This is a genomic window from Paraburkholderia sp. SIMBA_053 (genome assembly GCF_046534895.1).
Taxonomy (GTDB): Bacteria; Pseudomonadota; Gammaproteobacteria; order Burkholderiales; family Burkholderiaceae; genus Paraburkholderia; species Paraburkholderia caledonica.
The window spans coordinates 1-233 of the sequence record NZ_JAWRXU010001829.1 but is presented as its reverse complement, the minus strand read 5'-3'; the positions used below and the strand labels follow the sequence as shown (position 1 = coordinate 233).

Below are 233 nucleotides of genomic sequence, written 5' to 3'. Positions count from 1 at the left end.
GCCGTCGTCGAAACTGCCGCGCTGCGTATCCGTTTGACGTCCCTGCGGTTTGTCGGGCGCATGCGCGTTGGCCTTCGCCTGCGCAAAGTCGAGCGTGGCCGCGCTCGCCCGATACGTGATGCGCAACTGACGCGCGGCGTCGGTCGCATGCTCGAGCGTGTCCGCGACGACCACCGCAACCGGCTCGTTGTTGTAATGCACTTCGTTGGCCTGCAACAGCGACAGCCGACGCC

1 pseudogene is annotated in these 233 nt (G+C 66.5%); it reads right to left on the bottom strand.

Annotated features, from left to right (window positions below):
- Positions 1 to 233 (bottom strand): annotated as a pseudogene (locus tag SB753_RS41840) (xanthine dehydrogenase family protein molybdopterin-binding subunit); the annotation flags it as partial.